This is a genomic window from Brevibacillus sp. SIMBA_040, assembly GCF_046535075.1.
Lineage (GTDB): Bacteria > Bacillota > Bacilli > Brevibacillales > Brevibacillaceae > Brevibacillus.
Genome location: NZ_JAWRXI010000321.1, coordinates 1 through 251, shown reverse-complemented (window position 1 = coordinate 251; position 251 = coordinate 1). Strand labels below are relative to the sequence as shown.

Here is a 251-nt window from a genome sequence, read left to right as displayed (position 1 = left end):
GAGGATATTCGCCCGCCCCTGCATTCGCAGTGGAATCAGTGTCGTCCCATCGATTTCATAGAGAGCGATACCTACCCCCTGCGCACTGTTGGCACCCTGTAGGGCGAGAATGGCATCGTCGTCCGCGCTGGATATTCCGTCGAATACCAGCCCCACACTGGTCAGCGAAGGATGGCAGTTGGCTAGTTCGATGTTGAACTGCGCCGAACCGACGGTGGAACCGGCACCCTTGAACGATTTGACACTCATGA

General features: G+C 57.0%; 1 protein-coding gene. It reads right to left on the bottom strand.

From position 1 onward, the window contains the following. On the bottom strand, positions 1–251 hold a 251-nt coding region (locus tag SB752_RS32975), incomplete at both ends, for a fimbrial protein (RefSeq protein WP_410719591.1).